Annotated in this window: 17 protein-coding genes and 2 pseudogenes; 14 read left to right on the top strand and 5 right to left on the bottom strand. The window is 40.3% G+C overall.

What is annotated here, in order from left to right; translation table 11 throughout:
• Positions 1-2 precede the first annotated feature (2 nt).
• From ACZ1G6_RS16405 to ACZ1G6_RS16450, 10 genes are all read left to right on the top strand, one after another.
• Positions 3-599, top strand: coding sequence for an ExbD/TolR family protein (locus ACZ1G6_RS16405; RefSeq protein WP_472617271.1), 597 nt, complete (start codon positions 3-5; stop codon positions 597-599).
• Positions 596-943: an ExbD/TolR family protein gene (locus ACZ1G6_RS16410; protein WP_472617272.1), complete on the top strand. Its 348-nt coding sequence runs from the start codon at positions 596-598 to the stop codon at positions 941-943. Before ACZ1G6_RS16405 ends, ACZ1G6_RS16410 begins: the two co-directional genes overlap by 4 nt.
• Entirely contained in the window at positions 915-1,136 is a 222-nt protein-coding gene (locus tag ACZ1G6_RS16415) for a hypothetical protein (protein ID WP_472617273.1), read from the top strand. Before ACZ1G6_RS16410 ends, ACZ1G6_RS16415 begins: the two co-directional genes overlap by 29 nt.
• A 1-nt stretch (position 1,137) precedes the next feature.
• Positions 1,138-2,124, top strand: a complete 987-nt coding sequence (locus ACZ1G6_RS16420; RefSeq protein WP_472617274.1) for an AgmX/PglI C-terminal domain-containing protein — start codon at positions 1,138-1,140, stop codon at positions 2,122-2,124.
• Positions 2,125-2,341: 217 nt separating this feature from the next.
• Positions 2,342-2,839, top strand: coding sequence for a hypothetical protein (locus ACZ1G6_RS16425; RefSeq protein ID WP_472617275.1), 498 nt, complete (start codon positions 2,342-2,344; stop codon positions 2,837-2,839).
• A 1-nt stretch (position 2,840) separates the two neighbouring features.
• On the top strand, positions 2,841-3,935 hold the full coding sequence (locus ACZ1G6_RS16430; protein ID WP_472617276.1) for a hypothetical protein: 1,095 nt from the start codon (positions 2,841-2,843) through the stop codon (positions 3,933-3,935).
• 70 nt (positions 3,936-4,005) lie between these two features.
• Positions 4,006-4,266 (top strand): DUF5062 family protein, encoded by a 261-nt coding sequence (locus ACZ1G6_RS16435; protein WP_472617277.1) that lies wholly within the window; start codon positions 4,006-4,008, stop codon positions 4,264-4,266.
• A 176-nt stretch (positions 4,267-4,442) separates the two neighbouring features.
• Positions 4,443-6,443: a caspase family protein gene (locus tag ACZ1G6_RS16440; protein WP_472617278.1), complete on the top strand. Its 2,001-nt coding sequence runs from the start codon at positions 4,443-4,445 to the stop codon at positions 6,441-6,443.
• Entirely contained in the window at positions 6,443-8,863 is a 2,421-nt protein-coding gene (locus tag ACZ1G6_RS16445) for a CHAT domain-containing protein (protein ID WP_472617279.1), read from the top strand. The genes ACZ1G6_RS16440 and ACZ1G6_RS16445 overlap by 1 nt, the downstream gene beginning before the upstream one ends.
• A gap of 56 nt (positions 8,864-8,919) precedes the next feature.
• Positions 8,920-10,482 (top strand): S1 family peptidase, encoded by a 1,563-nt coding sequence (locus ACZ1G6_RS16450; protein WP_472617280.1) that lies wholly within the window; start codon positions 8,920-8,922, stop codon positions 10,480-10,482.
• 5 nt (positions 10,483-10,487) lie between these two features.
• On the opposite strand, the gene ACZ1G6_RS16455 is transcribed toward ACZ1G6_RS16450, so the two are convergent.
• Positions 10,488-10,697, bottom strand: a complete 210-nt coding sequence (locus ACZ1G6_RS16455; RefSeq protein ID WP_472617281.1) for a hypothetical protein — start codon at positions 10,695-10,697, stop codon at positions 10,488-10,490.
• A gap of 93 nt (positions 10,698-10,790) precedes the next feature.
• On the opposite strand from ACZ1G6_RS16455, the gene ACZ1G6_RS16460 reads away from it, so the two are divergent.
• On the top strand, positions 10,791-12,842 hold the full coding sequence (locus ACZ1G6_RS16460; protein ID WP_472617282.1) for a tetratricopeptide repeat protein: 2,052 nt from the start codon (positions 10,791-10,793) through the stop codon (positions 12,840-12,842).
• 10 nt (positions 12,843-12,852) lie between these two features.
• On the opposite strand, the gene ACZ1G6_RS16465 is transcribed toward ACZ1G6_RS16460, so the two are convergent.
• The 4 genes and pseudogenes from ACZ1G6_RS16465 to ACZ1G6_RS16480 form a co-directional block, all read right to left on the bottom strand.
• Entirely contained in the window at positions 12,853-14,460 is a 1,608-nt protein-coding gene (locus tag ACZ1G6_RS16465; RefSeq protein WP_472617283.1) for a glycerol-3-phosphate dehydrogenase/oxidase, read from the bottom strand.
• Positions 14,461-14,478: 18 nt separating this feature from the next.
• Positions 14,479-15,807 carry an alpha/beta hydrolase family protein gene (locus ACZ1G6_RS16470; RefSeq protein WP_472617284.1) on the bottom strand — a complete coding sequence of 443 codons (1,329 nt, stop codon included), beginning with the start codon at positions 15,805-15,807 and terminating at the stop codon, positions 14,479-14,481.
• A 12-nt stretch (positions 15,808-15,819) separates the two neighbouring features.
• Complete coding sequence (gene galK, locus ACZ1G6_RS16475) at positions 15,820-16,971, bottom strand: galactokinase (RefSeq protein WP_472617285.1); 1,152 nt, start codon at positions 16,969-16,971, stop codon at positions 15,820-15,822.
• Positions 16,971-18,006, bottom strand: a pseudogene (locus ACZ1G6_RS16480) (UDP-glucose--hexose-1-phosphate uridylyltransferase). Before ACZ1G6_RS16480 ends, galK begins: the two are co-directional and overlap by 1 nt.
• 393 nt (positions 18,007-18,399) lie before the next feature.
• Here ACZ1G6_RS16480 and ACZ1G6_RS16485 point away from each other — a divergent pair.
• From ACZ1G6_RS16485 to ACZ1G6_RS16495, 3 genes and pseudogenes are all read left to right on the top strand, one after another.
• A complete protein-coding gene (locus tag ACZ1G6_RS16485) occupies positions 18,400-21,102 on the top strand; it encodes a TonB-dependent receptor (RefSeq protein WP_472619004.1) in 2,703 nt (900 codons plus the stop codon).
• 177 nt (positions 21,103-21,279) lie between these two features.
• Positions 21,280-22,831, top strand: a pseudogene (locus ACZ1G6_RS16490) (tryptophan halogenase family protein).
• Between the two features lie 6 nt (positions 22,832-22,837).
• Positions 22,838-23,596, top strand: a complete 759-nt coding sequence (locus ACZ1G6_RS16495) for a SapC family protein (protein ID WP_472617286.1) — start codon at positions 22,838-22,840, stop codon at positions 23,594-23,596.
• The last annotated feature ends 7 nt before the right edge of the window (positions 23,597-23,603 follow it).

Here is a 23,603-nt window from a genome sequence, read left to right on the forward strand (position 1 = left end):
CTATGTTAGCAAGAGGCCGTAAAAAAATTAAAAAGGAAGATGCTGAGTTAGACATCACATCCTTCATGAATCTGATGATCGTGTTGGTACCCGTGTTGTTAATGATGATGGTATTTTCTCGCATAACGGTTGTTGAACTTAATTTGCCAAGCCTTTCAAGCATTCCAGCGGGCGAGAGCTTAGAGCAGCAATTGTTAGAAGTTGAAGTAAGCGAGCGTGGATTAGATATATTTTTTCCTCAAGGTTATTTGGTAAAAAATATTCCTATGATTGAAAAACCACTAAGTGAAGACGAAGAAAGTCTTGTCCCAAGCGATGAAACTGCAGGCAATGCTATGGTTCATGACTTCCAAGAACTGCAAAATACCTTAATTGCAATAAAGCAAACCTTGCTTGCCAATGGGACCGAAAAACGCGATATCATTTTACTATTGCAAGATGATACTGATTACCAAACTATTGTCAGCTTGATTGATAAAACGCGATCTTATGAAGATGTTTTAGTCACATCTGTAGTGCAGGCTGAACTGTTTCCCGATGTCTCATTAAGCGATGCACCCAAGCGAGCAGCGAGCACAAGCGCTGGAGGTGTTCAATGAAGCAATCTATGCGCGCAAAAAGGATGGAAAGACATCACAAGCGAAACTCAAATAAGGGTAAGCTAAGTCTTGTTTCTCTGATGGATATTTTTACCATACTTGTTTTCTTTTTGATGTTAAACGCATCTGATGTACAAGTTTTGCAAGTTAATGATGCTATTACACTGCCAGAGTCTACCGCTGATGCGCCTGCAAAAGAGTCACTGTTGTTGATGGTGACTAAAGACCAAGTGTTGCTGCAAGGTAAGCTCATTGTTGATACGCAAGCATTGCGAAATCAAGAAGCCGATACAATCGACAAATTGTTAGAGGAACTTGATTATCATACATCACGTAAGCCTTAGTTTAACCGAGGAAGAAAAGCTCGCTCAATCTATTACCGTAATGGGTGATAATTCGATACCTTATGTTGTTTTGAAACGCATCATGCAATCGTGTGCATCTGCTGGATACACAAATATTGCACTAGCCGTTGAGAACAATAGTGATACGGGCTCTGCCTTAACTTCGCAAACAGCAAATAGCGAGGATGGGTAATATGCATAGCGCAAATCTTTACTTTGAATCGCAATTACCATGGTCAAGTAGTCGACAGGAAAATGGACGGTTTTTAACGCTAACGGTCATTATCTTAGCGTTAACATTGGCTTTTGCCGTCTATGTAATGGTGACGGAATTACCTGAAGTGCCTAGGGCAGAACGCGAAAAAATTCCACCTCAATTAGCACAAATCATTGAGGCAAAAGAGCCACCACCACCGCCACCACAAGTAGAACCAGAGCCCGAACCGGAACCGGAGCCTGAACCAGAGGTGCCAGAAGATATTCCTGATGTAGAGCCACCGGTCGAAGAAGCCGAGAAGATTGTGCCACCTGAACCTGAACCGGTTGAGATATCACAAGAAGAAAAGATTATTGAAGCGCGTGAAACGGCAAAAAGCGCTGGTGTGTTAGCGTTTGCTGATACATTAGCTAGTATGCGTGAACAAGCTAATATCAATAATCTGGCTGACACTGACCTAACACAGGGTGGTGGAGAGTCGCAAGTGACGCAACGTGATATTATCGGCGCGCCTTCGGTTTCTACAAGTGGCGGGATTCAAACAGGTAACTTGTCTTCGGATGTGGGCGCTGCTGGTGAGCTTGAAGGTCGCCGCAATACTGAATTTGTTGCCGCCTCAACAGGTGATGCTGCACTAGCCACCAAACGTGTTGAAGAGCAACAACAGATTATTGGCAATCGTGATTTAGACAAAATACGTCAAACACTTGATGCGAACAAAGGTGCTGTTTATTCTTTATATAGAAGAGCCTTGCGTCAAGATCCAAGTATTGAAGGTAAACTTACGGTTAGGCTAGTCATTGAACCAAACGGCAGTTTATCAGCGGTGACGCTTATTGATAGTGAGCTTGATGCACCAGAATTAGTGCAAAAACTCATTTCTCGTATAAGCTTGATAAATTTTGGTGCCGAAGCTGTGCTGAGGACTGAATTAGAGTACGCGTATAACTTCTTACCTTTCTAAATCGACATTTACTAACTAGACTATATAGGTCGTTGATTGCATCAACGGCCTATTTTTTTGTAAGCCCAATGTCGATATTCTAAGTATATATCCGCATTGCTTGGTTAAGTTAAGCAAGAATATAACTAAACATTGTCCTTCGGCGCTGTTAATATAAGGGCAAAATTCATGAGTAGTTTTTACTTTATCGTATTAGTGATTTGTTTTTAGGTTAAATATGCCAATTCCGTTAACACCAAAATTAGAAAAATATTTTAATCGGCTATCGATGAAGAGTCGATTCTTCAACCGTCTATTGAGTTTTTTCTTTATGCCTCTGGTGTACAAAAGTGGGCTGAAAATTAATTTTGTTGAAGATGACTATTACGCAATTTTGCCTAGAAAACGAATGAATGTGAATTGGTATGGAAGCATGGCCGGTGGCGCTATTTTAGGTAATTCAGAATTAGCGGCGGGCTCCTATTTGTTCTTATTGAGCAAAGGGGAATATAGAATGATTTGTACGCATTTAAATTATCGATTTTTATTGCCCAGTTTAGATTCTGTGATGTACAAAGCGTTTGTAGATTTAGAAGAGCTGGCTGAAAAAATAAAACTCGGCGGTAAATTTAACATTGATATGACGATTAAAGTGTTTAGAACAAACAAAGAAAAAGCCACTCGGCGAATTGGCTCTGGGACAATTAGTTTTCATATGTGGCCGGTGGGGACGTAAATTGTCAAACTCACTTACAAACGGTATCTACTTAGCCTGCTCATGGTTGTGGTGTCTAGGCGGTTTTTTTCCTTTAATATTAGGTCGCGACTATGGCTGGCCAGCACTCGTGGCCTTTACATTATTTAATGTTGGTGGCGCAACCGCCATGGCCTATTATTTTAAACATGCAGGACATCAGCGTTCGTTTGAAACTAGACACAAAGCAGCAATTACTCTTTTTTCTTATGTGACATTAGCATATCAACTATTTTTTGTTACTTGGCTAGGTATCACCATAGGTCAGCCGCTGCTTATTCTTGTGGTATTGCTAATTGCATTTGTGATATATCTTAGCAAAGGCTTAATTAAGTCTTGGGCCGTCTTATTTTATGTAGTTTCGGTTGCACTGTTTATCGCCTTTGTAAGTAATCAGTGGCCTCCTATTGAAATAAGCGCTAAATCTAACTGGCCGCACGCTTTACTACCTTTGGCTATTGGATTTATATTTTCACCATATTTAGATATTACCTTTCATCGTGCATATCGCCAAAGTGACAAGCCGAAAATCAGTTTTACACTTGGATTTTGTCTGTTCTTTTTGAGTCTTTTATTCTTCGTGTTTATGTATTCAGTCATACTGGGAGAAGTGTTTTTTGAGCAAGTTATACCTTCTTTTATCACCTACCCGATTATTGCCTTTTTAGTTTTACAAGTCGCTTTTACCATTGCTGCTCATTGTACTGAACTTAGTATTCAAAAAATGGTAAAACCAAAAATAATGGCTTCAGCTATGGGCATTTTTACGTTAATTGCGTTTGGGCTACTAAGTGAATTCAAAAATGCCAATATTCCCTATTTAGATGTCCCACTTGAAGAAACTCTTTATAAAGCTTTTTTGTTTTTTTATAGTCTAGTATTTCCATTATATCTAATGTTAGGAAAGGCTAAATCACTCTTTATCTGGATACTAGCAGTATCTACACCGGCTTATTCAATTGGATTTTTGTTGGGGGGCTCACTCAGTTATGCGCTTACTCTAGGTGTGGCAACAATCGCTATTGGACTATTCATAAAACACGCTAAATTAACGCAAGTTTCGTCACGGTCAACCTAATTTACTTGCCATTCAAAATGGTTTATTGCTTTTGTAATTAATGATAGCGTAGATATTGAGGTATCTAATCATGAAAAAAGTTAAGAACGAAGCGCTATTGCTAAAAAAAGCACTAGAGGTGGCCGAAAACTACGCGAAAAAACGTGGTTATAATGGATTTTCGCCAACGGATTCAGCAAAGCACAAAGTAGAAAGCTTATACCGATTATTGGTCCATGATAAATTGATAACACCTTTACCAGAAGATAAAGAAGATTTAGCAAGTCTTAAGCGTCGCATGGTGATGTGGATCATGAAACAGCTCCCTGACAATCATACTTTATTAAAATAGTTCATTTGGTCAAGTCAAAGACCGCTTCAACGAATTTGCGCTCAGTTCACATGAAAATGTATTGCATTACAGAACGATAGCTCATACGCTAGGTCAAATAATAAACAATTTACACAGTTGCTTTTTGTCGATTTTATTGATTATTGATGTAAAGCAGACTAAGTAAAGGAACTACCATGCAAACCAAACATGCCTTAGTTATAGGCATAAACGACTACCCATACCATGGGCCTGAGCGACGACTTCGCGGCTGCGTTAATGATGCAAAATTAATGCGTAACATCCTAATCAATAAGTTTAATTTTCCAGTTAATAATGTAGCAGCACTTCTCAATGAAAACGCGACGGGTGAAAATATCCGTGCGCAAATGGAGGCTGTCGTTGATAAGCTTAATGATGGTGATATTTTTGTTTTTCATTTTAGCGGGCATGGCCATCAATGCCAAGTAAGAACTGAGTTTACTGATGAAGGTGCTGGCCATGAAAATAGCATATTACCTTATGATGATTCACAACCTTCAGATGATGGGCCTATTTGGCGAGAAATACGCGATCATGAATTTAAAGCATGGTTAACACGCATTGCGAAAAAGACGCCCTACACCACCTTAAGTTTTGATGCATGTTATTCAGGTACCATGTTAAGAAGTGCAGGTGAACAGCCAAATGCTCGTTTTATTCCATCCCAACATCGGCCTTCTCAGCGAGCGATTTCTGCAAATAGCCAAGCAAGAGATGCCCAAAATGAACCCTCAAACATCAGTGGATGGCTAGCTTCAAATGAAAATTACACGGTATTTTCCGCATGTCGAGATACTCAGTTAGCCAAAGAGTGGGTCTTTGATATTGATGAACAACAAACCCGTCATGGCGTAATGAGTTTCTTTTTGGGAAGAGCGTTAATTCGGTCAAAACCCGATGCCACTTATCGAGATATATTTGAAGCGACCTGCTCGGGTGTATTGTCAATGGTGACCAATCAAAATCCTCAAATTGAGGGCATACTTGACCGCGAAGTGTTTGGTGTAAAAGATATTGAGGCCCTTAACTTTATCGCGATATCAGGTGTTGAAGGAGATAAAGTACAACTTGAAGGTGGAATTGCTCATGCGCTTAGTAAGGGCGCAATTTATGATATTTATCCACCAGGCACGAATGTGCTTAACAAACAGGACATAATCGCTGTTGTGCGAATTACAAAGATTAGTGGCCTACAATCGAGCGGCACAATCATAGATTCAAACAGGCCAATTCCAGTAGGTTCGCGCGCGGTTTTACAAGCCTTAGCTTTTTCAAATATGCCTTTTAAAGTCTTTTTAGGAGAAGGTGTATATGAGCATGCAAATAAGTTAGTTCACGCAATAAAAGATGCAAAGTTACTTATGCTTGAATCTAGTATCTCAAACGCTAGTGTTAGAATTAGCGTTTGTGCTACACAGCAAGTATTGAACAACACAGTTGGTCATAATAAAGCGCCAATTTTGAGTCCTCATGAGTTTCCCGTTTATTTAGCAATAGAGCAAGAGAACTTGCTGTGCATGCCTATTCATTCAGTCTCAAATCCAAATAGTGTTCAAATGATAGTAGACAACCTCAATAAGATGGCTGCTTTTACAAACGTCATGCAACTTGAAAATAATCGCTCTGAAATGGATGTGGAGTTTAATTTATTGCGGCTAAAAGAAGGCGAGTCGGCGCAAAATGTGAACGGTGGATTTCACTCGTTTGATGAAGGCGAAGCAATGTCGATTGAGCTGACCAATAAACAAGCGGACAAATCAGTGTTCTTTAATATTTTATGGCTTGGTGCAGATAAACAGATTTTACATTTTTATCCACGAAATAGAGCTGGAGAAGAGCTAGCAGTGGGCAAGACTGTAAGAATAGGTAGCATGTCAAATAAACTAAGTGCTTCGCTACCTACTAACTTTTATGGCAAATATGGGAATATTACTTGGAAGGTAATTTTTAGCTCCCACGAATGTGATTTTACTGGTTTAAGCCAGTCTGGAATGCGTTCTGTCTCAGCTACCAACTTAGATGCCTTTGATAAAGCTTTCACGGGCGATGCTATGCCAACACTGACAGAGCATACCGATGAGACGCGCCGGCCACAAAAATCAGATTGGACAGCAATCAATCGTAGCTTTTTACTTCACAAAGCACAGGGTGGATGATGTCGAATGTAAAACCGGTTGTATTTTTAAGCTTCGCTAATGACATGGATTTGCACCTTGCGACACTCAAAGCGGAAAGTAGGGCTATTTATAACGCTTTAAATGCTTTGCGAAGTAATGACATTATTGATATTCACCGTGAAGAAAGTACAACCTTTGATGAGCTATATCATGATTTACTTCGTCATAACGATCGAATCGTTATTTTTCACTATGCTGGACATGCAGATGGCACAATGTTGCAATTTGAACAAGGTGATGGAGATGCGACCGGTATAGCAAAATTGCTTGGTCAACAACAAGCCTTAAAGCTAGTCTTCTTGAATGGTTGCGCGACAAAAAACCAAGTAAAATTTTTACATGAGCTTGGGGTACCTGCGGTAATCGCAACATCAGTAAAAATTAGTGATACCACCGCATCGATGCTATCTACAGCATTTTATGAGGCTTTAGCTGTTGGGAAAGGTATCGTTGAATCTTTTGAATATGCAAAGGCGTATATTGAAGGCAAATTAGGCCAAGATATACCGCATTCGTTTAATATTAATCGCTCACCTAGTTTTAACTTTGAGCAACATGCCCAAGAGAATGAGCAAGTACAGGATTTTGCTTGGACCTTATATATTGCAAGTGATCGGGAAACTGAAATCGATCAGTGGCGACTAACCCACGCACAAGAGCAATGGCAAGTAAACTTGTATGATTCAGATGGCCCGATAAAAGATAGCTCACATAAGCCAATTATACTAAGCCATTATTTACGGACAAGAACGGTAAATGCGTTTCTTTGCCAAGCCTGCAATGCTCGTTTCCATAGCCCGCAAAGTGACGTTCAAAATTGCGTTATGTGTGGGTCAACGAATTTGCAACACAAATCTGCGCAATCATATGTGCCAGATAGCGCTATTGATTTTTCAATCGAATATGATCAAGCTATTGAGATTGTAAAAGCTGATTTTGATTGTACATCATCGCAAATTACACATCGGGCAAAAGTTTATTTGCCTTATTGGCTTGTGAGTTTTGAAAGTCAAACACATGTGAGGGGTGAATCAGGCTCAATAGCTGACATTCATGAACAGTCTTTATCATTCCAATGGGACACCATTGAAGAGCGATTAACACTAAATTTTGAGGATGTCGCGGTCCCCGCGTATACCGGTATTGATAATGTCGTAAACTCAAGCAATGGTTCGCATTGGACTTTCGATACTCTCAAAGATCTCCATGAGCTTACTCAAACTTCAATGTTGCTTTTTGAAAAAGAGGCGCAAAATGCTTTTTCACAAATAATTGCACTGCTAGATGAGGAAATATCTGCTCAAGCAGTAGCCCTAATTGGTGGGCAAAAACAGCGAAACGTAAATACGACAACACGATATCAACATGTCGTGATTAAAAGTGTTTTATTACCACATTGGTGCTTTGGTCTAGAGAACAAAAATGGTCAAGGTAGTTCTATTTTGATGAATGCTCAATCGGGAGAATATGAGCATAACAGGGTAGAAAGTACGCCTCCACTAACCCATAAGAGAGTCAATCTAATGAATCAAGTAAAAGGCTTAACTGCCCCAGTGAGCACTGCCTCAAACCTTGTGTCTATTTTTAGTGGAGCAGGCATAGGCATAATGGTAGGTTTACTAATGGGACTTGCTGTACCTCAAGATGATGGCGCCAAATCTATTGTCGCGGTATTTATTGGCGCCATTGGAGTTGGTCTTGCTGCATTATTAGGCTTAAATGATAAACACTTTAGCAGCGCAAAGGGTTTGCGCATTGGTTCTTTCGGGATTGCGGTTGCTCTGTGTGCATTAAGTGGTATTTATGTTCGTGATAACCACATATTGTCGCCTAGCGTAAATGAGCAAGTACTTCAGCTTAGGACGGTGTTTCCCGATGCGACATTTGAGCAAATTACTGCTTTGTTGCAAAAGACCACAACGGTAACTAACGAAGATGGCAGTGTAACGAAAACTATCGCAAGCATTGCAAGCAAAAGTGGCCTTTACAGTGCAAAGGGAATGGCTCAATCTACATGTAATACGCTCAACAACCCAGATTTTGAAGAATACAGCGCCCAAGATTTAGTCGATAAGTTTCAGGAAATAGACAAACACAAAAAGTGGATATGGCATTCACTAAGTGAAACCGCCGTGAGCACTTGGCCAGATTCTCAGGCAGATCAAAAAGAATTTTTGATTGATTCGGCATTTATTGTGTGTGAATCGGCAGCCGGTGAACTTGAGGTGTCGTCAGCGGAGTGCATTGCACTTAATGCTCGCTCACAGGATCAAGCGTATATGCCGATTTTTAAACAGTTTGATAGCTTAAGCACGGTTGTGTCTGCACTTCAGATGAGCTCAGATAAGAGACAAGAACAAGCACTAAGCATCCTTGCTCCAGTGCTTTGTCCAAAATAGAAAGTCATATTTAAGATAGGTCATTAGTGGCGATTTGCGATTTTAAAGGAATGTTTATGCGTATATTTTTAGGCTTACTTGCACTGTTAATAGTTAGTCCCGCTTCGGCAAGTTTCGATTATGATAAGTTGGCAAAATCGATAGTCCTGATTGAAATTAGAATCCCCGGTCAAGACCCCACTATGGGCTCTGGATTTTTATGGGCGGATAATAAAAGCGTTATTACGGCTTTACATGTCTTGAGTAACAATCCAAACGCCACGATACATGTTACTTGTAAAGGCCAAACTGAAAGCGCTCAGGTGACAAAGATTTCGAAAAAAGCTGACTTAGCTTTATTGACCAGCAAGCAAGCATTTGCTCGGTGCCAAGGTTTAACCAAAAAAGATGTCAGTGTGCAAAACTCTGACACTAAATTGGTGGCATATGGATATACACCAGATATAAGGTTATATAAAACATATAAGCTAGAAATTGGGCACCCAAGTAATAGGAAATTGACAAGCTTAATTAATTCAAATGTGAGAGAAAAAATTAAAGGCTTGGGCTTACCTGATTTGCAATTACAGGTATATGCGGTTAGAGGAGGGGTTTATCCAGGAAATTCTGGCGGGCCAGTTTTTAATTATCAAGACGAGTCATTGATAGGCATTATATCTGGGGGCTTAGATGGCGGAGTGACTAATAAGAATTGGTTAGTGAAAGCTGACGAAATTGATACACTTCTTAACAGTCAAGTTCAAGGTTTGCCTCAAAACCTTGGCTCAACGAGTGCTCATTTTTCAAGCGTAAATGTGCAAACAAATGCACCTATCAATAATGGGTCAGGCGCTGCTGATGATAAATATTCATGGTTTAAGACTAAAACACAGTCTTTTGGCCATTTGCTTGAATATTCCGATCCTGTGCTTGGCCTCCAATATATGTGGTCACGTATTATTCCTGAGCAGGGAAGTGATCGAAAGGATCGTATAGCATTTGATATTTATGAAAATATTGAATTTGGTCTAGGGGTGGCGGTTCCTGAAGGCGTTTACCTTGAGTATGATAACGACGCAACTGGGTATGAAATAGCTGCAGATGGTGATTTTCAGCAAGCGAGTGTGGTGATAAGCAACCGTCTTGATACTATCGAAGACGATGAAGGTAATATTATTACTCCCCAGCATGATGATTATCTAACATATTTTGTCGAAGATAGCCTATATACAGCCAATTGCGACAACGATGATATTGCATGCGTTTTGGATACAGATGAGTTTTGGTTACTTGATTATGGGCAGGCAAAGCAAATACTGCGCATTGGTTTTTTTGTTTATGACTATCAAAAACAGACCGATGAATATTATATTTTAAGCATTGCAAAAAATGGCAACAGTTCATTATTGGTGGATACAAAAGTAATGTTTGGCCCTGATAGCGCGCTGGCACAATGCTTCTCGGGAGATGATGGTGCGTGTGGAGATGACTTTTGGGAGCCAGCATCTTTTATGTTAGCAAATGCCCTGACGACACTGTCAGACAATGTCACAAACAACGCACACACAGCACCTACATTGGTAAAGTTTGAATATGATTGTCCTGAATACTTATGTGTGACAAACCAAGGTGAAAACTAGGTAACTTATCGTGTATCGGGTCTTCCTGGGCGTGTATCAGGACGTCCAGGACGTGTATCAGGTCTGCCCGGCCTTGTATCGGGTCTTCCTGGGCGTGTGTCAGGTCGCCCTGGTCTAGTTTCAGCCTGCTCTTGTGCTTCGTTATCGACTGAGTCAGTACTTTGTTCTTTGTTGCAATCTGATTTAGACATGGTGATTTCACTATGTAGATTCATACGAATACTCAGTATATACTCAGAAAAGTAAAAACGCTATGTAGTCAAAATGCACAACAATAATAACTTAGCCCATTAGGAGTTACACAGCTTTTGCCAGGTTTTTTAAATCAATTTATTTTAGAAATAAAACGGCGAGAAATTATTCCTGTAGTAATTACTTACTCTGTCGTAGGTTGGTTAGTGCTGCAGATTGCGGGGCTGACGTTTGAGCCATTGGGTTTTCCAGATGGCAGCGTCAGAGTGCTTATTATTGTTACGATAGCAGGTTTTCCGGGCGTATTTTTATTAGCATGGTTAATCAATCTGACTAGACAAGGTTTGATGTTTGATTTACCGCTTTGGCGTAGTGAAGGTGAACAAGAATTTACCGAAGCGCAAAAACGAGCGAGTCGACCTTTTGCCATTCTGCTCACCTTACTTGTTATTTTAGGTACTTGGGCATTAGTGTTATTGCTACTAGATGTCATTGAGCCTGAAAAAACAAATAAATCTATCTCCAGTCCTCCTGAGGCGGCTTCCCCAAATGATAGTATTGAATTAGCAGCACTTTTGCCAAACTCTATTGCTGTTTTACCATTTGAAAACTTTGATGGACAAGTAGAGTCAAATTACTTTGCAGATGGCTTAGCAGAAGAAATTTTGAATTTTTTAGCCTCTATTCGTGAGTTAAATGTTGCTGCAAGAACCTCGTCTTTTCGTTTCAAACAAGCAGCCTTAGACATTAGAGAAGTTGCTTCATTGCTGAATGTGAAGTTTATACTTGAGGGCAGTGTCAGAGGTGAAGGAAATAGAATCAGGATAAGTGTCAACTTAGTAGATGGCAAAGAGGGCTTCAACGCATGGAGCAAATCGTATGATAGAGAGTTGGACGATATTTTTGCGATACAGCGTGAAATAGCCGCTGCGGTTGTCAATGAATTACAAATTGCACTTTCACTAGATTCACAAAACGTACTTAATAATACATCAGTAGAAAATATTGATGCATATGTTTTGTACTTACAAGGTTTAGAAAAGCTTCGAAGCACTCGTGATGACGATCGTATGGAAGTCGCAAATCATCTATTTGATCAAGCCTTGCTTATTGACCCCAATTTTTATCGTGCATATGCAGGCAAATGTGAAGCGCAGCTTGAGCGCTACGAAATGTCTAATAGTGTGGCGGATTTTACTCAAGCCAAAAAGGACTGCGAACAAGCACAATCACTAGCACCTAATAATAATAGCGATGTTAAAATCGCTATGGGCCGGCTGTTTAGAACAAGGGGTTTATACGAACAAGCCACACAAATTTTGCTTGAAGCGATAGCGCTTACACCTAATGTGGTAGATGCATATATCGAAATCGGTGAGGTCTATTCGGCGCTTAATGATTACGAACAAGCCGAATCTTCTTTTTTACGGGCTATTGATCTTAAAAGAAATTATTGGAAAGCTCATGAAGCCTTGGCGAATTTCTACTACTTGAAAGAGCAATATCAAAAAGCGACTCAAGTTTACGAAACTGTGATTAGGTTAACGCCAGATTCATCGATAGGATTTAATGGAAAAGGCTCCGCTTATTGGATGCTTGGTGATACACAGCAAGCTTTAGCGGCTTATGAAAAAGCGCTAGCGCTTAATCCTTCTAGGCAAGCTTATACCAATATTGGGCTTTCATATTATTACACTGCTAAATTTGAACAGGCCGCTAGCATGCAACTCAAGGCACTTGAGTATGCGCAAGATGATCATCGGGTTTGGGGACGTTTAGCCGAAGCCTACCGATTTATTCCAGGGCAAGAGGGTGAATCTAGTGTTGCCTACTCAAAGGCAGCTGAATTAGCAAAGACAAATCTAAATGTAAATAGTGAAGACTGGTATACACGCTCAATCCTTGGCTTGTATTTGGTACATTTGGGGCAAAGTGATGAAGGCATTGAGTTATTAGAAGAAGCAATAGAACAGTCTCAAAGAAATCCTGAAGTACTGTATTTTAAAGCCCTAGCGCTACTTAAAGAAGATGAAGCTCAAGACGCAATTACTTTCTTGGAAGAAGCTATTAGCTTAGATCCTTATTATAAGCTGTTCATTAACCTTGACCCTGATCTCCAAGGTTTAAAAACATATCCTCGCTTTACGGCTTTGCTCGATCAGTCATAAATGTATTACGTTAAAGCCCATTGATCTTTTTGTACTCATCGAGTTTTTGTTGTGCTTTTTCCCCAAACAAAATATTACATGCTTCGTTGATACCTTCTGATTCAACTATGTCTTGTTTGCGCAGTACCATTTCGATCTTTGAACGTCTACGCAGAAAATCTTCAAGTGTGCTAATCATTTCACGCCTTGCTGCATAATGAAGCTCAGCTCTCAAATACTCAGCGTTTTTAAGTAGCTGCTCAGCTTGAGTCGGATCACGTTGTATTTCATCTAAAATCTGCAAAGCATGAATGTCATAACGTCGCCATAGGCGCGTGGTGAGCTTTTCAGAGGAATATGCTGGCGTCATTGCGTCTAAATCTAAGAGTTTGGCGCGATATTCAAATTCTGATTTGATTGTATCATCCGACTCCCCATACCATATAGCGTCCTTAAAGGGTAAGTTGATCCCAAGAGAACTTACAATTTCACTTACCTCTTCACCCACGTTAATACAGTCTGTTAGTTTGCCACCAAATATACTCAAGTATTTATCATTTCGATTAACATCTATTGCATGTTTACGTGAAAGTGCTACCCAATCTGCGTTACCACTTTGCCCTTTGACGGCTAAAGGTCTGACGCCGCAACGCTCAGATATAATGTCTTTTTCGCTTAGCTGAGGATGCAAATCCAATAAGCTGTTCACATTATCAAGAATAAACTGACGGTCTTCATCGCTTACACCGGTATTGGGATCTTCAACACGATCATCGGTGGTACCAATACACGTTTTTTGCCCCATTGGGATGACAAAAAACAATCGCCCGTCGGATGCAAAAAACGCAAGTACTTTATCAACTTTAGTAATTTTATCGACAATTAAATGAACGCCTTTTGAGAATAAGTGCTGGTGTTCGGTTTCTTGTTTGACTAGGGTATTGTATGGGTCCACTTGGGGGCCACAGGCATTAATAACCACTTTTGAAGTAATGGAAAAACAATGTCCGCTGTGCTCATCTTTGACTTGTGTTGTCCATTTGTCACCTTGTTTTTGACTATCAATCGCGGACACATAATTAGCAATAATGGCGTTGTTATCCATTGCGCTTCTGATGAAATTAAACACAAATCTAGCATCATTATCGTGCAAAAACGCATCTGAATATTCAAATCCGCCTTGGGCATTGCTGATATCAATAGCGGGTTCTCGTTGTTTTATTTTATCAGGACGTAAAAAGCTTGGTGCTTGAGTAAAAAAGCGCCCCATCAACCAATAAACCAATGTCCCCATAAAAACAAACCAAGCGGGGAATCGAAAGCCTTTTTGAAGCGTCGTTAAGAAGCGAATTTCTTTGACAGTTGAAGGGTAACTGCGCATGAGCTTGTTACGGCTTTTACAAAGCTTATTAACAAGCAAGTATTCGTGATTTTCAAGGTATTTTATCCCGCCCCACGCCAAGTTCGAGGAATTTGATGATGTTTGCCCAGCAAAATCTCCTTTATCGATTAATGCGACTCTTGTTCCTTTGCGTGCAAGCGCGGCTGCTGAAACCGCACCATTAATACCTGCGCCTAATATTAGTACATCAAATTCCTGTTCCCCAAGTTTGTTTATGTTAGTTTCACGTAACAACATATCAGCCTAGTCCTTTATTTATTTTGATTCATTGGTTTTTTGATGCCACTGCATACCCGTGCTATAGCGGTTATCGAAGCCTTTCCAAGGCTTTGCTAATGTCCCATCGGCCTTTTTTTGATGGGAATCACGTGGCAAGTCAAGATACTCACACGCTTGGCTATCTTTTTTCAAATAGCAGTCAAACATGGCAAGGGTAAAATGCTGATTTATTTGATTAAGACGCAAAGTAGACCAAGCTGGCTCATAGTAATGACCATAATCTATTTCAGCAGACCATGCGCTTTGAGGTGCAACATGTGGTGCGATGTTATGCCTAGCATTAAGATAGGTAAGCAAAAAAGTATCTGTGTCGGGCATGTTATCAAACACATTTTTAATCCCTGCATATCCAGATATATCATCATGATCACCGCTCACAAGAAGACTTGGTACTTCAATTTTTGCTAAGTCTTGGGCAACAAATATATTGTGTTGTCCACCCCAAGGAGCAAACGACACCATTGCTTGCCATTTAGGGTCCACCGTAAATGTTGGCTTGCTTTGTCTAGCAGAGCATGTATCTAGCACTGATTTTATGCCAGCGACCGCCGCTTTATCTGATGAACCGATAAACTGGGATAATAATGTTTCAGGAAAATCATAACATGCACCTACGGTATTAAGTGCGCCATAACCGCCCATGCTATATCCAATTAATCCTGCAACATTAGCGGCCCATTTGCTCTGCTTTCCAAACAATGCTTGAGTATTGTTTATATCTGAAAAGTGATTTAACACTGCTTGTTGATCCCAACTTCTATGCATTAGAGTGCTTAAGAATCCGGCAAATGGTGCACTTGCAAAATCTATTTCTGCGTTAGTTGAGTCAGTGTGATCAATCGCAGCAACGACATACCCGTGTGAAGCTAAGTGTTCGGCTAAATAATACATAATAGTACGATAACCAGTATAGCCATGTGATATGACAATAAAAGGGGCATCTGATGTATCTAAAAACGCTAAGTCTCGTTGTGCTAAGCCGGTCATATCAAAAGCTTGTCCACTGCGCAATACATCACTGTAAACGGCTGGTTTATCAATCGTCTCTCCACTTGGATACCATACTTCAACTTTAAGTGAGCGCCCTGTTTTTCCAGTCAATACGTCGATATAGTCAGAAACGATAACTTGGCTTGTTTTCACGCCTACAGAATGCTCACCATACGAAGATAATTCGGGCAGCATATCAGGGTGTTGATAAGGTACATTTTGCGCAACACTGTGAATGGAAAATGTGATAAGAATAAGTCCCAAAAAGATATGAGTTATGTTTGCGATATTCTTAGTTTTATATGCGATATTCATTTTATTGCCTTTTTATAGTGACAGTGTTTGTAAGCCAGCGCCGGCTTCACACTCATAAATATCAGCATGTAAATCAAACATACTGTGATATTTTTCTTTTACTGCAAGTGTGACATCAGCTGCCAGTGTTTTAGGACAAACACATACAATCGCACCACCAAAACCGCCACCTGTTTGCCTGACACCAGCTTTTTTATTGGCAGCGTAATAGCAAATATCGACCAAGCCTTGCGTTGCATCGACGGTAATTTCAAAGTCTTCTACTAAGGAAATATGTGCTTCACGCATGATGTTGTAAAACGTATTCATATCATTGCTTTGCAAAGCATGACATGCATCTAACACGCGCTGGTTTTCAGTAATGACATGTTTGGCACGCCTATACACAAGCTCATCGATATCGGATTTTATCTCTTCCAATGCACCAATATCTGCCATGCGTAATGAGCTAACGTTCATTTTTTTGGCCGCTAGTTCGCACGCAGTGCGGCGTTCATTGTATTCGCTTTGCGCTAATTTGCGTGGATAGTTTGAATTGATTACCAAAATGACATGGTCATCTGGAATAGTGACAGCCTTAGTACTAAGATCCTTGCAATCAATCAATACAGCATGTTGTTTAATTGCTGTAGCAGAAATGAGTTGGTCCATTATTCCACATTGACAATCAATAAAGTTATTTTCGGTTGCTTGACCAATTAAAGCGATTTGTTGTTCACTAAGTGATAAATCATTTATATGATTACATAGCCCTCCAATAGCAACCTCTAGGGCGGCTGATGACGACAATCCGCTGCCTTGAGGGACATCACTTGTAATGAGAATATCGCAACCACTAAGATTAAGCTTCATGTCGAGCAATTCTTTTGTGACGCCTCTTATGTAATCACCCCATGCATATTCACCTTGAACAATATCGTTGTTAATCTCAAATGAATCGACTTGCTCAGGATACTGCAATGAACGCACATTTATGATGCCATCATCACGCTTGTTTGCTAACACTTGTGTTCTAAATTGCAGCGCTGCAGGCAAAACAAAACCTTCATTGTAATCAGTATGTTCGCCAATCACATTGACACGACCGGGTGCAGTAGCATAAAAGTTAGGTGATGTATGATACACATCCATAAAGGCATTAATAAGTTCAGGGCTAATGTGCACTAGTTGTTGTCCTTATAATGTATTGAGCTTGCTGCTATTAATATCGCAGCGGCCTGTTCCGCAGTTAAATCGCGCTGACTCTCAGCAAGCATTTCGTATCCCACCATATGTTTTTTGATGGTTGCAGAGCGTAATAAAGGCGGATAAAAGTGGGCATGCATGCGCCAGTGCCGGGTATCGTTTAGATCCGATGGTGCGCAGTGCCACCCCATCGAATAAGGAAAACTTGTCTTAAACACGTTGTCATACTTGCTTGTAATTATTTTGACAGCATCGGCAAGTTGCTGCTTTTGAGAAGGATTTAATTGACTAAAATCAGTCACATGATCTTTGCTAATTAAGATTGTTTCAAAAGGCCACTTTGCCCAGTAAGGAACTAACACAACCCAGCTATCATTTTCATACACTGTGCGTTCACCATGGACCGCTTCTTGATTGATATACTCGCCTAGCATATCAACGCCATTTCGATTGAAGTAGTCTTTAAGGCGAGTGTTTTCGCGTTCTATTTCTGTCGAATAATGCTGATGTGCCCATATTTGACCATGAGGATGAGGTTGAGAACACCCCATCGCTTCTCCTTTGTTTTCGAAAATATGCACGCATGCATATGTTTTTGCGATTTCTACGTATTGCGATTGCTAAGGTGTTAACCACCGCGAGAATCTCCCTTTCACTCATTTGTGCCAGTGTTTTATTGTGAATAGGAGAAAAACAAATGACCTTGGCAAGTCCAGTAGCCGAACTACTTGTAAAAAGTTCATGAACGTTGTGTTGTTCTTCACTAATATCGGTAAGGGCTGCAAAGTCATTGGTAAATACAAAGGTATCCGTATAATCAGGATTTTTTGCGCCATTCGCGCGCGTATTTGATGGGCACAAAGGGCAATTTTCATCATGCTCGGGTAATACTTCGTCACTAGTTGCTTCGCTGGCACCTGACCAAGGACGATTATTTCGGTGTGGAGAGACAGTTACCCATTCGCCATTAAGTGGATTAAAGCGTCTGTGAGCTGCGTTTTGTCCTTGATTCATGATCTCACCTTTTATTAATAGTATTTATCAGATAAATATAAATCTATTGTATAGTGCTTAAATTAAATTACAAATATATGATATTTATTATATGAAACATCATCTTACACTTTTAGGTATATCTTTCTATCATTTAAAATCATAGTCTAGTATCCATAAAAACGATAAAATTTGTTAATTAAATGTTGTTATTTGGTTGATAAATTGCGCAGTTTAGCTTTATTATATGATAAATAGGTTTCTGACCTATGTTGTTACTGACAAAGCTTACGTCAAAAGCGCTATAGACGCACACAAAAACTATAGCGCACACACACACCTTAGTGAGGGATGAAAATGAAAACAAAAACCTTAAAGCAAATAGGATCTTACACAGCGGTAGCATCTGCTGTTATGGGAGCTCTGTTTACTTCTCAAGCGGCCTTTGCGCAGGACGCAGAAGCAACAGACAACGTTGAAATAATTCAAGTTAGTGGTTATCGAAGCAGTCTTAAGGCATCGATGGATGACAAAAAAAATGCCAACCTAGTATCTGATGGTATCAAAGCCGAAGATATTGGTAAGTTTCCTGACCTGAATGTTGCTGAATCACTTCAGCGTATTACAGGGGTTTCGATTGACCGAAACGGTGGTGAAGGCCAAGCAGTAACTATTCGTGGTTTTGGCCCACAGTTTAACACTGTATTAGTTAATGGTCGTCAAATGGCATCCGAAACGGGTGGCCGTGAATTCGCATTTGATTCTCTTTCTGCTAACCAAATCGTGGGTGCTGATGTATTTAAAACTGGCGTTGCTCGTATGCAAGAAGGTGGCATCGGTGGAACAGTTAGTCTTATAACCGCGCGTCCGTTTGACTATGATGGATTCACATCCTCTGTTTCTGTCAAAGGTATGTACGAAAGTTTATCAGAAGAAACATCGCCTACCATTTCAGGATTAATATCAAATACCTTCAATGAAGGTAAATTAGGTTTGCTAGCTTCATTTAGCCGTGAAGAGCGTGAAGTCCAAATTAATAGCATTTCGACTGCTGGCTGGCGTCCAGGGCAAACTATTTCAAATGCACAAAGTGGCGTGTTATTTACCAATGCATTTATTCCAAGAAACTGGGATCAAATCGTTGATAATCAAAAGCGCGTACGTACAAACGGTAATCTTGTTCTTCAGTACGCTGCATCGGATGATATGACGATTACCTTAGATGGTGCTTTCTCTCGCTTTGAAGTTGATTCTCTTGTGACGGATTTGGCTTCTTGGTTTGAACCAGACCGTGTTGGTTCAGCTACCATTGATCCAGCGACAGGCACATTGCTAAGCTTTACACAAGACGTTGGCTTGTCGGTAGGTTCTGGTGACCCGGCGACAGATTTTGTATCAACTACACGTAACAGTCGTGATGTTTCAAATGGTATCTACGGTATTAACATAGAGCGCATTATCAATGACGCATTAACGGTTACCTTTGATGCATCAAAGTCTACGGCTAAAAACGAACGTGCAGGTAAAGACCGCTTCAATGTAGTGGGCATAATTAATAGCTATTCGTTCGATGGGACTGGCAGTTTGCCTACCGTGCGTCACGACGGCTTTGGAAATGGCAGCTTGCCAGATCCTAGCTTAGCTCGCCTTCACTATAATGAAAAAGGCAATCAACCAACGTTTGAAGACGAAATTGTCGAAGTAAAAATGGACTTCGAATATGAGTCTGGTGGTGATGTATTTACGGGTGCTAAATTTGGTATTTACCGTCAAGACCGCGATAAAAACGTTTTCCAAATCTTTGCTAGCCAATGCGCATTCTGTGGTTATGGTACACCAGCTCCTTTAGATAGAATTAATTTCCGTCCGTTTACGGCAAATAACTTCTTCTCTGGCTTGATTGATACCTTCTACACCTACGATGGTGATGCATATGTTGATTTCTTGGCTGAAAGCGGTAATCCAATTTTACCAACGCTTCAAAACAACCGTTATAAAATAACCGAGCAAATCGATTCAATATACGTAGATTTTGACTTCCAAACAGATGTAGGTGATATGCCTTTATTTGTTAACGTGGGTGCGCGTTATTCACAAACTGATGTTGATGTATCTGCGGTACAAAGTTTTATTTCTGATGTAGTACCTACAACAGACCAAACTTTGTTTGCAAACCGTTTTGGGCCAGCAACCAACATTGTTGAGAGTTCGTCTTATGCGAACCTTCTTCCTAGCGTTAACATGAAGCTAGAAGTCGAAGAAGATATGGTTTTACGTTTTGCTGTATACGACACATTGACTCGTCCAACCATGGACAGCATGTCTCCAGCGACAACATTTAACGAGCCTCGTCGTCAAAACTTAACGGCCAGCGGCGGTAACCCTGCTTTGAATCCGTTCCGTTCTAGCAATTGGGATATTTCATATGAGTGGTATTATGCTGATACAAGTATCTTTACATTCGCTGTGTTCAGTAAAGAAGTAGAAGACTTTATTACTACCTTAACTGGCGAAGAAGTCTACACTCTTGATGACCGTGCTAACCAAGCTGATTTTGTTTGTGCCGATGCACTGTGTGCTGGCTTAGATCCTAACGATCCAAGCACCGCGTCAGAATTGTTCGGTTTACAAGAAACGTATCGTGTGAGTCGACCGCAAAATGGTGAATCTGCACGAGTTACTGGCTACGAAATTGCAGTAACGCATGTGTTTGAAAATGGCTTTGGTATTACTGCTAACGCGACAGTGGTCGACAGCTCAGTAGAGCTTGGCGCTGATACAGATACTCGATTTGCACTTGAAGGTCTTGGTAATTCACAAAACTTGGTTGTGTTTTATGAGAAGGACGAATGGCAAGCTCGTATCGCGTATAACAACCGCGAAGGCTTCTTACGTAACATTGATAACGGCTTCAATGGCGAGCCAATCAATACACAGCAATTTGGTCAAGTTGATATTAGCGCAAGCTATGATATTAACGAGAACGTAACGGTGTTCTTTGAAGGGATTAACATCACTGAAGAAGAACTTATCCAAACGGGTCGTTTCCCTAATCAGATTTATTCTGTAGAAGATAATGGCTCGCGTTATGCAGTTGGTGTACGTGCAACTTTCTAAAAAAGTTGATAAAGAACCAAAGTGGTGATGATGTAAGTCATCGCCACTTTTTTTCATAACTTGCAAAGATATATAGCCAACGGCGTTAGGCAAAAAAGCTAAACTGTATTTACTTGCCCAGACATACATTTTATCTTTAATGCTTAGATAGTTGTTCACAAAGGTAGTGCTTGAATAATGCAAAATCTTATACAAAAAATAACAATTGTTGGTGGAGGAACCGCCGGTTGGTTAGCCGCTTCAGTTATTGCAGCGCAACATAAAGAAGCAATAAAACAAAAAACGCTTGAAATTATCCTTGTCGAGTCATCAGATATTCCTACCGTTGGTGTAGGTGAAGGCACCTTAGCCTACAATGAAAAACACATTGAAGGACATTGGAATAAAAGAAAGTGATTTATTTGCACATTGTAATGCTGTCTTTAAGCAAGGTGGTAAATTTGTAAATTGGGTTAAGGTCTCAGGTGATTTTTACTATCACCCTTTTACTGTGCCGCTGGGTTACGGGCGCATTGACCTTGCACCTTATGTAGACAATATTGAAGAGTATGCAATTGAATCAAACTATCAACATCATGTTTGCGAGGCCAATTTAGCGCCTCGCAGTATCAGTGAAGGCGAATATTCCGGGCAATGTAACTACGCTTATCATTTTGATGCAGGCGCTTTTGCTGACTTGTTAAAACATCATTGTCGAGAAGTGTTAGGTGTTAAGCATGTTATTGGCACCGTTAATGAGGTTGTTTTGCATCCTAATGGCGATATTAACAGCATTGTGTTGGGTGATGGTACAAACGTCACGTCTGATTTATTCATTGACTGCACAGGTTTTAAGTCACTACTAATGGGTGAAACCTTGGGTGTGAAATTCAAATCAATGGACAAGTATTTGTTCAACGATAGCGCTTTGGCTTTACATGTTCCCTATCCAGATGAAGGGGCACCTATTCCTTCTCATACTATTGCTACGGGTCAAAATGCCGGTTGGATTTGGGATATTGGATTAGTCACTCGCCGTGGCGTGGGTCATGTTTATTCAAGTGAGTTTCTAAGTGACGAGCAAGCAGTCGATAATCTAAAAGCTTATTTAGGCGAGCAAGGTAAAGGCATAGAACCACGGAAAATATCGTTTAGTTCAGGTCATCGTGAAAAGTGGTGGCACAAAAACTGTGTTGCCATTGGTATGGCCGGCGGATTTGTAGAGCCGCTTGAAGCCACCGCTATTATGTTGGTTGAAATTTCATCACGTTTTGTTGCTGAAAACTTACCACCAAATCGAGAAATCATGTCTACGATTGCTAAGCGTTTTAATCGTCAAATGGAATACAAATGGCAACGTATTATCGATTTTCTAAAATTACATTACATGCTTACAAAGCGTGACGAGCCTTATTGGAAGGCGCATACCCAAAGTGATTCAATACCCGACTCTTTAAAAGAAGATTTAGAAGTATGGGGCTTTCGAGGACCTACGCATGCAGACTTTGAAAGCGCAATTGAGTTGTTCCCTGCTGCAAGCTATCAATATGTCATGTATGGTATGGGGTTTAAGCCAGACTTTAGCCAACATCAACACTTGTATGATAAAGATGCGCAAGCACGGTTAATTATGCAAAAAAACCAACAATTGACTAAACAAATGCTGCAGACGCTTCCCTCTCATCGGGAATTTATTAATAAATGGTTGGCTGTATCTAAAGCCAAACAACAAGCAACACAAGGATTTTAACGATTTATGGTAACGCTAACTGAACTAGACGGCACTTTACACCAATCTCTTAAGGTAGTTCCTGAAGAAGCCATTGCTTATGCGAAAAACCAACATGTTTTGAATGTTGGTGCCGCAGAAGTTGGCAATTGTGCCACTTGCTACCCGGTATTTTTAACTCGTAATAATCATAATGGTGGCTGGGCATTTTCTGCAATGACAAGCTTCCAAATGAATGACAATCTTTTCATTGAAGATGGCAAATGGGAAATGGTCTATCAGCCCACTGGAACGCGAACCTATCCGTTGTTTTTAATGCAATCTCCAAAAGATGAAACACAATATACCATTGGTTTTGACCCTAGTAGCAAGGCTTTGTCTGAAACTAAAGGTAAGCCGCTTTTTGAATCTGAAGGTCAAGCAAGTGAGCAACTTTCACAAGTGACTCAGTTGCTTGAAGGTGAGCTGCAAGCAGCACAACAAACTTTTAGGATGGCGCAGATGCTAGAAGAGATGAAGCTGATAAAAGCAGTCGATTTAAATGTGATCATGCAAGACACCACAGTAAACAAAATAACAGGCTTGCACACCATTGATGAAGACGCATTGCGTACGCTATCAGCTGATGATTTAAAGAAGCTTAATGATGCAGGGTATCTTATGCCTATATACGGCATGTTGATGTCTATTTTTCAGCTAAATGTGTTGATCAATAAAAATAATCTTCACGAAACAAAGCCATATATTAAAAATGTAAAGATGGAAGTAAGCAAAGAAAATAATTAGTCACAGT

The organism is Glaciecola sp. HA4-3 (genome assembly GCF_055693685.1).

Bases quoted from the DNA above. Each gene is read 5' to 3' on its own strand.
- ACZ1G6_RS16405 (WP_472617271.1), top strand. From the start codon at position 3: ATGTTAGCAAGAGGCCGTAAAAAAATTAAAAAGGAAGATGCTGAGTTA.
- ACZ1G6_RS16410 (WP_472617272.1), top strand. From the start codon at position 596: ATGAAGCAATCTATGCGCGCAAAAAGGATGGAAAGACATCACAAGCGA.
- ACZ1G6_RS16420 (WP_472617274.1), top strand. From the start codon at position 1,138: ATGCATAGCGCAAATCTTTACTTTGAATCGCAATTACCATGGTCAAGT.
- ACZ1G6_RS16425 (WP_472617275.1), top strand. From the start codon at position 2,342: ATGCCAATTCCGTTAACACCAAAATTAGAAAAATATTTTAATCGGCTA.
- ACZ1G6_RS16435 (WP_472617277.1), top strand. From the start codon at position 4,006: ATGAAAAAAGTTAAGAACGAAGCGCTATTGCTAAAAAAAGCACTAGAG.
- ACZ1G6_RS16440 (WP_472617278.1), top strand. From the start codon at position 4,443: ATGCAAACCAAACATGCCTTAGTTATAGGCATAAACGACTACCCATAC.
- ACZ1G6_RS16445 (WP_472617279.1), top strand. From the start codon at position 6,443: ATGTCGAATGTAAAACCGGTTGTATTTTTAAGCTTCGCTAATGACATG.
- ACZ1G6_RS16450 (WP_472617280.1), top strand. From the start codon at position 8,920: ATGCGTATATTTTTAGGCTTACTTGCACTGTTAATAGTTAGTCCCGCT.
- ACZ1G6_RS16455 (WP_472617281.1), bottom strand. From the start codon at position 10,697: ATGAATCTACATAGTGAAATCACCATGTCTAAATCAGATTGCAACAAA.
- ACZ1G6_RS16465 (WP_472617283.1), bottom strand. From the start codon at position 14,460: ATGTTGTTACGTGAAACTAACATAAACAAACTTGGGGAACAGGAATTT.
- ACZ1G6_RS16470 (WP_472617284.1), bottom strand. From the start codon at position 15,807: ATGAATATCGCATATAAAACTAAGAATATCGCAAACATAACTCATATC.
- ACZ1G6_RS16485 (WP_472619004.1), top strand. From the start codon at position 18,400: ATGGGAGCTCTGTTTACTTCTCAAGCGGCCTTTGCGCAGGACGCAGAA.
- ACZ1G6_RS16495 (WP_472617286.1), top strand. From the start codon at position 22,838: ATGGTAACGCTAACTGAACTAGACGGCACTTTACACCAATCTCTTAAG.